6 protein-coding genes are annotated in these 9,384 nt (G+C 68.6%); all 6 read left to right on the top strand.

Annotated elements, in window-relative coordinates:
• Positions 1-843, top strand: an 843-nt coding sequence (locus GPA_RS15210; RefSeq protein WP_156791184.1) for an efflux RND transporter periplasmic adaptor subunit, incomplete at its 5' end; no start/stop codon positions are given.
• A gap of 2 nt (positions 844-845) precedes the next feature.
• Positions 846-1,562 (top strand): ABC transporter ATP-binding protein, encoded by a 717-nt coding sequence (locus GPA_RS15205; protein ID WP_015540417.1) that lies wholly within the window; start codon positions 846-848, stop codon positions 1,560-1,562.
• A complete protein-coding gene (locus GPA_RS15200) occupies positions 1,559-2,746 on the top strand; it encodes an ABC transporter permease (RefSeq protein ID WP_015540416.1) in 1,188 nt (395 codons plus the stop codon). Before GPA_RS15205 ends, GPA_RS15200 begins: the two co-directional genes overlap by 4 nt.
• 70 nt (positions 2,747-2,816) lie before the next feature.
• Positions 2,817-3,536, top strand: coding sequence for a DUF1847 domain-containing protein (locus GPA_RS15195; protein WP_015540415.1), 720 nt, complete (start codon positions 2,817-2,819; stop codon positions 3,534-3,536).
• A gap of 293 nt (positions 3,537-3,829) precedes the next feature.
• Positions 3,830-3,955, top strand: coding sequence for a hypothetical protein (locus tag GPA_RS20460; protein ID WP_015540414.1), 126 nt, complete (start codon positions 3,830-3,832; stop codon positions 3,953-3,955).
• A 54-nt stretch (positions 3,956-4,009) separates the two neighbouring features.
• A partial coding sequence (locus GPA_RS15190; RefSeq protein ID WP_041239759.1) for a DUF4430 domain-containing protein occupies positions 4,010-9,384 on the top strand: 5,375 nt, incomplete at its 3' end.

Here is a 9,384-nt window from a genome sequence, read left to right as displayed (position 1 = left end):
GATGCGACGGCGGGGCAGGCCGCCGGCTCCCCGGCCTCCTTCGACGAGGCGAGCGCCGATTCCGCCATCAGGTCGGCCGAGCTCGGCTTGAGCAATGCGAACCTCGCGCTGCGGAACGCGCAGAGCGCCTACGACGAGGCGGTGGCGCGCGCCGCCAAGCGCACGGTGACCGCGTCCATCGCCGGCAGCGTCGTCGCGGTCAACATCGAGCCCGGCAAGGCGCTCGGGGCTGCGGCGGGCGCCGCGACCTCGCCCGTGCAGATAGCCGACCTGTCGCAGATGACCGTGTCCATCAACGTGAACGAGATCGACATCCTCAAGATCACCGCCGACCAGACCGCCGAGGTCACGTTCACCGCGGCTCCCGACCTCACCCTTCCCGCCACCGTGGTAAGCATCGCCACCACGTCGGCGGGCTCGGGCGACGCGTCGGGCGGCGCCCTGTACGGCGGCAGCATGGGCGGCGCCGTCACGTACGCGGTGAAGCTGCTCATCGCCGAGCCCGACCCGCGGCTCAAGCCCGGCATGACCGCCAAGGCCACCATCACCACGACCACCATCGACAACGCGCTCATGGTGCCCATCTCGGCCGTGCAGTCCGACGGCGCGGGCGGCAGCTTCGTGATGGTCGTCACCGACCCGGAGACGCAGGACGTCGCCCAGCGCAAGGTGGAGGTCGTCGCCTCCGACGGGCTCACCAGCGTGGTGAAGGGCGCCCTCAAGCCCGGCGACCAGGTTGTGGCGGGCGGCATGGAGGGCCTGGGAGGCGCGGGCGGCGGGTACGCCGTGGCCGACGGGTCGTCCGGCATGGGGATGGCCGTCTCCGACGTGAGCGCAGGCTAGCCATGGCAGCCGTCGTGGAGGCCGTCGACCTGCACCGCATCTACGAGAGCGCCTCAGGCTACACGCACGCCCTGCGCGGCGTGTCGCTGGCCGTCGAGCAAGGGGAGTTCCTCGCCATCATGGGCCCGTCGGGCTCGGGCAAGTCCACGCTCATGAACCTGCTCGGCTGCCTCGACACGCCCACGCGCGGGCGCTACCTGCTCGAGGGCGTGGACGTGGCCGATTATCGCGACGACGAGCTGGCCGAGATCCGCGCCACGCGCCTCGGCTTCGTGTTCCAGTCGTTCAACCTGCTGCCGCGCGCCACCGTGCTGCGCAACGTGGTGCTGCCGCTCATCTACACGGCCTGCCCGCGCAAGGAGCGCGAGCTGCGGGCGCATGCGGCGCTGCGCAGCGTGTCCATCGACGAGCGGCTGTACGACCATCGCAGCAACGAGCTCTCCGGCGGTCAGATGCAACGCGTCGCCATCGCGCGGGCCCTCGTGAACGACCCGGCCCTCATCCTGGCCGACGAGCCCACGGGCAACCTCGACACCGCCACGGGCGACATGGTGCTCGCCACGTTCAAGCGCCTGCGCGACGCGGGCAAGACCATCGTGCTCATCACGCACGAGCCCGACGTGGCCGCCCATGCCGACCGCGTGGTGCACATCCGCGACGGGCGGCTCTACGAGGGCCCGCATCTCGGCGCAGCGGACGGGGAAGGGGCGCGTCCATGAAGATAGGCGACCTGTTCTACGAGACCTGGCACGCGCTGTCCGCGAACAAGGGCCGCTCGCTGCTCACCATCCTCGGCATCGTCATCGGCATCGCGGCCGTCATCGCCATGACCTCGCTCATCGCGGGCATCCAGAACACGCTCATGGGCGAGATGGGCTTCGAGCAGGCGCGCCAGGTGTCCATCAGCGCCTACTCGCCCGATGGCGTCACGTTCGACGATCTGGACAAGCTGGAGCGCGGCATGCCCGAGTACGAGGCCCTCACCGGCGCGGCGTACGCCTCGGCCGAGATCACGGGAGCGGACGGGCAGCCCGTCTACATGGGCATCACCGGCGTGCGGCCCGACTACTTCGGCGTCATGGGCTCGAAGCTCAAGGAGGGGCGGTTCTTCACGGATGCCGAGAACGAGGGCGCCGCACGCCTCGTGGTCGTCGACGCCAGCTCGCTCATGCAGCTCTTCGGGAGCGCCGACGCGCAGCCGGTGGGCTCGTCCGTGCGCTTGGGCAACGACGACTACACGGTTGTCGGCGTGCTGGAGTCGGCCTCGTTCATGGGCGGCTCGTCGCTCTACGTCCCCAGCACCACCGCCCAGACGCGCCTCGGGGGGACGGGCGGCATCCAGCAGATCGTCGGCATCGCGCGCGAGGGCACCGATATGGACCGGCTGGTGGAGACGACGCAGGCGTACGTGGCGCAGTACTTCAACCTCGACCAGGAGAGCGTCTACGTGCAGTCGCTCGATGCCGTCATCAAGCAGATGGAGACGATGATGATGTCGTTCTCGCTGCTCATGGGGTCGGTGGCGTCCATCTCGCTGTTCGTGGGCGGCATCGGCATCATGAACATGATGCTCACGAACGTCACCGAGCGCATCCGCGAGATAGGCCTGCGCAAGTCGCTCGGCGCGCGCCGCCGCGACATCACGAAGCAGTTCCTGCTCGAGGCCGTCATGCTGTGCGTGGCGGGCGGCGTGTTCGGCATCGTGTTCGGCTTCCTGGCCGCATGGGGCTTGGGGCAGGTTATCGGGGCCGTGCAGCCCGGCATGACCGTCACGCCGGTGCTCGCGCCGGGAGTCGTGTTCGGCGCCGTTGCCGTGTGCGTGGCCATCGGCGTCGTGTTCGGCTCCTACCCGGCCCGCCGCGCCGCCAAGCTCGACCCGGTGGAGTCGTTGAGGTATCAGTAGGAACAGGTCTTGGCCGCACTGCATCGGCATTGCCGAGGGGGCGGGCCAGAGGAAAGGGAGGGGAAGGAACATGGAGGGCAACGACCCGCGCAGCTGCGCCAACTGTGCCGTGCGCGCCTGCGACGACCGCGGGGCCGAGGGGGAGACGCGGGCCTATCCTGCGTTCTGCCTGACCGAGCGCACGCCCGATGCAGCGTTCGAGGAGACGGCCGCACTCTACCGCGACGACCCGGACACGGCGCGCATCTTCCAGGCCGCCGCCGAGGTGGAGGGCCTCTACTACAGCCAGCTCACGCGCGTAGAGGAGGTCATGGTGTTCGCCCGGCGCATCGGCGCGCGCAAGATCGGCATCGCCACGTGCATGGGGCTCATCGACGAGGCGCAGGCGTTCGCCCGTATCCTGCGCGCCAAGGGCTTCGACGACGTGTGCGCCGTGGCCTGCAAGGTGGGCGCCGTGGCGAAGGAGCGCGCCGGCATCGCCGACGATGTGAAGGTGCACCCCGGCTGCTTCGAGCCCACGTGCAACCCCGTCATGCAGGCGCGCATCTTGAACGAAGCCGGCTGCGACCTGAACGTGATCGTGGGCCTGTGCGTGGGCCATGACACGCTGTTCATGCAGCACGCCGAGGCCCCCGTGACCTATCTGGTGGTGAAGGACCGCGTGCTCGCCCACAACCCCGCGGCCGCGCTCTACACGAAGGGCTCCTACTACCGGCGCCTCCTGTCACCCGACCTGCCCGAGCCGCGTCCGCGCGCAGGGGAGGGAGGCATGCCGCCGACCGGGGTGTAACCCGCCAGACCTTATTTGCCTGCGAGTCTCTCAGCGCCGTCCATGCGGCGCCGGTTTGGTGCTAGAATGCGTCAGCAATAGAAATTGGCTAGGATGGAGCGCGCCGGGCGCGGCGCCGGGCGGCCGACAAGGCTGCCTGAGGGGAATGCGGGTGAGAATCCCGCGCTATGCCAGTAACCGTAAACGCCGATGAGCGGAGAGAAGATGGCGCGCGGCAGCGCCGTCCCGTCTCAGACGAGGCAAAGTCGGAACACCTGCCCATCGTACCTCGAGGCCCTGGAAGAGAGGTTCCGATGATCATCGGTTCGAAGCCCGCGCGCGCCGGTTCAGGCGGTGCGGAAATCCCCAAGAAACTACTGTCGCTTCTGATGGCAGCGGTGTTGGCGCTGTCGCTGGCGCCGAGCGCCGCCTGGGCGTAGCCGGAGGCGCCCGCCGAACCCTCGGCAGCCCCTGCGGTTGCCGGGCAGGACGGGGTGCCCGAAGCAGAGACATCGCCCGCTGCGTCGCCGGAGGAGTCGGCGAGCACGGTCCCGCAAGATGCCGCCGCCCCTGCCGAGGACGTCGAGCCGAGCGCCGCTGACGAACAGGCATTCGAGGCGAGGCGCCCCGCGTCGACCCCGGCGGACGACCTAAAGTCCGAAAGCGTCGCCGAGTCCAACCCGGTTCCGGCTGCGGCGCTAGCGCTTTCCGGCGTTGAGCTGGAGAAGCCTGCATCGCTCGAAGTGGGCGCGGTGCTCGAGGCGAAGGCCTACACGGGCTCCTCGTATGCGCCGACCTACGTGGACGAGGGCGTCGTGTACACCTGGAAGTACGCGGAGACGGCAAGCCCGTCCTACAACACGAAATGGACGTCTATCGAGGGTGCGGCCGGCAGCACGTTCACCGTCACCGACGACTACCGGGGCATGTGCCTCTCGGTATCCGCGAGTGCGGGTGCGAACACGGTCGACTTCGGCTATCCCTACGGCTACGGGCCGTTCAAGCAGGCGGGGGCGGTGGACATCTACTCCGCCTCCTTCTTGAACGGCTCGGCGACCACCAACGCGTTCGCCGTGGGCGACACCGTCACCGTGCAGGCGAAGGAGAAGGGCGCCTCGTCCCCCATCGATCCCGAAAAACTCACGTACCAGTGGCTCGTCAGCTCCGATGGCTCCACGTTCGAGGCGATTGCCGGCGCGACTCGGGCGAGCCTTGTGCTCGATGAGGGCTGCGAGGGCAAGCAGGTCAAATGCAGCCTCGCCGCGAAGGTGGGCGAAAGCACGTACCTGACGCGCGCCACCGGCAAGATCGCAGCTGCCGGCTCCGTCAACATCTCCTCGGTCAAGCTCGACAAGTCAGGAAAGCTGTCCGTTGGCGACACGGTGAGCGCGACGGCGAGCGCGGCTTCGGGCGACGTGACCGACAGTCCGCGCGTCGCCTGGTCGTGGTACTGTGGCGAGCGCGCCTCCGCCACCGATGAGAAGATCGAGAGCGCCACGGGAAGCACGCTTCGTGTGACCGAGGAGCTTGTCGGCAAGTACCTCGAGGCGCGTGCCGATGGCGGTTACGGCGAGAGGGACTCGTCAGCCGCCGGCCCCGTGGTCAAGGCGGGTTCCGTCGAGCCGTACAAGGTGGAGGTCTCCGGCCCGGCGCGCGTGGGTGCAACGCTGACGGCGAAGGCGTACGAGAGCTCTTATGCGCTGGTGCCTGGCAGCGCCATCGTCGACTACCAGTGGCAATACGCCGAGACCTGCACCACGTCCGATGCCGCCTTCAAGGACATACCCGGTGCAACCGGCGCGACCTACACCATCGGCGAGACCATCGACGGCGCGCCTTCGACCGGGCGCTACGTGCGGGTCAAGGCCACGTCCGACGGCACCGTCGTCTCCACGAAGCAGCCCTCGTACTACGGCTCGACCTACGTGGACCCCCTCGGGCCCATCATGTTGGAGGGCGCCTACGAGCTGTCGTCGGTCAAGCTGGCGTCGTCGGGCCAGGGCATGCAGGTGGGAAACACCATCACGCCGACGGCTCAGGTGAAGGACGGCTACTACGAGACCGCCGCGCCCGCCGACGCGAAGGTGACCTACCTGTGGGAGGTGCGCGACGGCAAAGATGGCGCGTTCGCCCCCCTGACCGAGGGCGTTGCGCCCGACGGTGCGCTCACGCTTTCGCCGGCGCTCGTGGGCAAGCAGGTGCGCGTGTCCGCCAACGCGCTCGTGGAGGGCAACAACCCACGAAGCGCCGCCTGTACCGTGCTGGCAGCGGGGGAGTACGACCTTCTGCGCGTCACCCTGACCCCCGCTTCCGGCGACCTGTTCGCCGGCGAGGAGATCACGGCGAAGGCGTTGGCGCGCAGCCTCGCGAGCGCGACCTACGGCGACGACGTATCCGACGACGTGACGTACTCCTGGTCGGCCGGCGAGAGCCCGGAAGGTCCGTTCACCCTGATCGAGGGTGCCGATTCCAAGAGCCTCTCCATCCCGGCGTCTGCTGCCGGCCGATACCTCAAGGTCACGGCTACGAGCGGCACGTCATCGGTCGAGGCCGTCGCATCGGGCGCGGTCGTGGCATCCGACTCGCTCGAAGGCGCGGCGAAGAAGCTGGAGAAGGCGGGCTTCAGGGCGAACCCGGTCTACGGCCAGGACGACAATATCAACGACGTGGTGGAGGCCGCGCTTGCCGACCTCGGCTTCGCCGACGTGTCCGTCACCACGAAGTCTGCCGAGCCGCGCCGAACGGACGAGCATGCGACGGTGGGCGTGTCCACGGCCGCAGGCGACGAGAACGGCCGCGTCACCTACTTCTTCATGGATCCCGATTCCGCATCGAGCTCGTATCTGTCCTACACCCAGTTGCGCCAGTTCGATTTCACGTTCACGCTTGCGCGCGATGGCGAGACCTACGAGTACGCTCCAAGTTACGCAGGCGCCATCCCGTGGGACGACGGCAAGGTGGCAGAGCTGCTCGACCAGAAAGCCTCCACGCTTGCGGTGGAGTTCGCCTCGGGTGATAGCGCTGCCAGCGTGACGCGCAACCTGACGCTTCCCTACAAGCTGTCGGACGGCTCGGGTGCAAAGAAATCCTGGTCGAGCGTTTCCTGGGCTTCGTCCGACCCCGCGGTCGTTGCGGTTGCCGGCAATGCGTGGTCGGATCGCACGGGCAAGGTCACGCGCACGGCGGCGGACCGAACCGCGATGCTGACGGCGACCGTTTCCGCGGGGGGCATATCTTCGTCCGGCGGTCCGGAGACGACCGTCGAGAAGACGTTCGAAGTCACGGTGAAGGGCGACCCGGACAAGGTGGCGGCGGAGAAGGCGGCGCTCGAGCAGAAGGTGGGGGAGAACTTCACCTACGAGAGCATCAAGCTGGCCGAGACGGGGGAGCCTGTCGGCGCGAGCGCGCTGACAGGCGACGTGAGCCTGCCGAAGCCGGCTGCGATCGGCGTGGACGGCAAGTACTACGAGGTGAAGTACACGGCCTCGACCGACGCGGTGGTGCCGAACGGGTGGGCCGGCAAGGTGTACCGCCCGCTGCCCGGTGAGGACGCTGCCGAGGTCGACATCACGCTCACGGTGACCGACAAGGCGAACGCCGAGATCAGCGCCTCCAAGACGCTCTCGCTCACGGTCGCCCCCTTGGAGCAGGCCGACCTCGACCGCGAGGCCGCGCTCATGGAGCAGGCCGTGGCCGGCTACGCCGCCGCGCTTGCGAACGGCCAGGATGCCGGCGCGGTCGCGGGCGACCTGCACGCGTTCCAGAAGGCGTATCTCGATGCAGACGGCAACCTGGCCTGGGCTTACGACCATGAGGCGGCCGACGCCGCGGGCAACGGCATCGTGCCGGTGGACCTCGAGGGCTACGATCCCATGGGCTCAGCCGGCTGGCGCCTGTTCAAGTCGAGCAACCCCTCTGTCGTGTCCCATGAGAACCTGCTGGTGACCCAGCCCGCATACAACGCGAAAGTCACCGTCGAGTCGCGCCTGGCCAGCGAGAAGTACGCGCGCTACGCCGAGCGCTATCCGGACGACGCCGCCTTCCAGAAGCTGGCCGGACGAGACGTGGCCGCCACGTTCACGGTCAAGGGAACGAGCGGGCAGGAGGACCCCTTCGTCACGGCCACGTGCTCGGTGATCGTCGCGGACTTGGACGGCGCGGCGCAGACCTGGGCGGCGGCCGAGCCGTACACGCTCGACGCAGGTGCCACGGTAGCCGATCTGGCCGAGGCGCTGTTCGCGGAAACCGGAATGACGGCCGACTTCGGCATCGGCGCGTGGGGGTGGTCGCTCAACTCCATCACCTCGCCGTTCGACGCAGGGCTGACCCTTGAGTGGGGCACGTTCCCGGACAAGGGATGGATGTTCTACGTGAACGGCCAGGACCTCGGCGAGGGAGCGGACAAGTGCGTGCTCCAGCCGGGCGATCGTGTCATCTGGCGCTACGGCGCATGGGACGACCCGGCCCCCACCGACAAGCTGTCGGTGACGTGCGAGGTCATCGGCGCGGACGCCGACGGGGCCGCCCAGACGTGGGCCTCCGCGGCGACGTTCGCCCTGGACGAGGGCGCCACGGCCGCCGACCTCTCCGAGGCATTGTTCGAGCAGGCGGGCCTCGCCCATACCATCGACCGAACCCGCGGCTGGTACCTAAGCGATATCACCTCGCCTTACGATCCCGATCGCACGCTCGGCTGGGACGAGACATCGGGCGCGTACTGGCAGCTCTTCGTGAACGGCGTCTGGTCGAAGGATGGCGCAGCGGCCTGCACGCTGAAGGCGGGCGATGTTGTCACCTGGTGCTACGGTGCGGACAAGACGCTGCCCGGCCAGGTGGCCGCCTCCTGCGAGATCGTCGGCCTCGACGCGAACGGCAACGCGCAGCGGTGGGCTTCCCCCGGAACCTATACGATGGTGGAAGGCGCCACGGCGGCCGACCTCACGGAGCAGGTGTTCGCGGCCACAGGGCTGAAGGCTACGATAGACAGGTCCTATGGCTGGTACCTAAGCGACATAACCTCTCCTTTCGATGATCTGACCCTCGCGTGGAACCAGGCTACGGGCAACTACTGGCGCCTCTTCGTCAACGGGGCCCCCTCGAACGACTTCGCCAACGAATGCGAGCTGCAACCCGGCGATGCCGTTGTCTGGTATTACACGAACGATGGGAGCACGAGCCTCCCCGACCTGGACGACGTCGTCACCGACCCCGATGCCCCGCGCCCGAGCTACGACGCTGACTGGCCCGGCTTCGGCGGGGACGGTGCGGTGGAGGCGCCCACGCCCACGCAATCGGCGGAGCAGGCGTGGTCCTACGATTTCCGCGAGGGCGCGGACGGCGATGTGGGCGTGTCCGAGCCGCTTATCGTGAACGGAGACGTGTACCTCGTGGTGAACGGGGAGCTGCGGGTGATCGACGCGTCCACCGGGACGGTCAAGAAGAACCGCGACGGGAGGGAGCTGCGAGCGAACGTCGGGGGAAGGAGCGCTTACTGCAACCGGCCGGTCTACACGGAGGGCGTGGTCATCGCGCCGTCCGACGACGGGAGCCTCGCCGCCTTCACGGCCGACGAGCTGGTGTGCGTGTGGAAGACGAAGCCGCTCGAGGCGGACGGAGCGCAGGGCTACCAGTCCCTCTCGTCGCTGACGGTGAGCGGGTCGTACGTCTTCGCCGCCTTCACGACGGTCGGCGCCGGCAGCGTGGGTACGGGCGGCGTGCGCCTGTGCGTGGACGTGCGCGACGGATCGGTGAGGTGGCTTGAGCGGGACGAGCCGGCCGAGCAGGGCGGCGCTGCCGGTTACTACTGGGCCGGCGCCGCCGTGTCGGGCGCCGACCTCGTGGTGGGCAACGATGCGGGTCTCGTGCAGCT

It is taken from the genome of Gordonibacter pamelaeae 7-10-1-b (assembly GCF_000210055.1).
Lineage (GTDB): Bacteria > Actinomycetota > Coriobacteriia > Coriobacteriales > Eggerthellaceae > Gordonibacter > Gordonibacter pamelaeae.
This window is presented reverse-complemented; position numbering and strand designations above follow the sequence as displayed.

Excerpts from the sequence above, each read along its gene's own strand:
- GPA_RS15205 (WP_015540417.1), top strand. The coding sequence starts at position 846 with ATGGCAGCCGTCGTGGAGGCCGTCGACCTGCACCGCATCTACGAGAGC.
- GPA_RS15200 (WP_015540416.1), top strand. The coding sequence starts at position 1,559 with ATGAAGATAGGCGACCTGTTCTACGAGACCTGGCACGCGCTGTCCGCG.
- GPA_RS15195 (WP_015540415.1), top strand. The coding sequence starts at position 2,817 with ATGGAGGGCAACGACCCGCGCAGCTGCGCCAACTGTGCCGTGCGCGCC.
- GPA_RS20460 (WP_015540414.1), top strand. The coding sequence starts at position 3,830 with ATGATCATCGGTTCGAAGCCCGCGCGCGCCGGTTCAGGCGGTGCGGAA.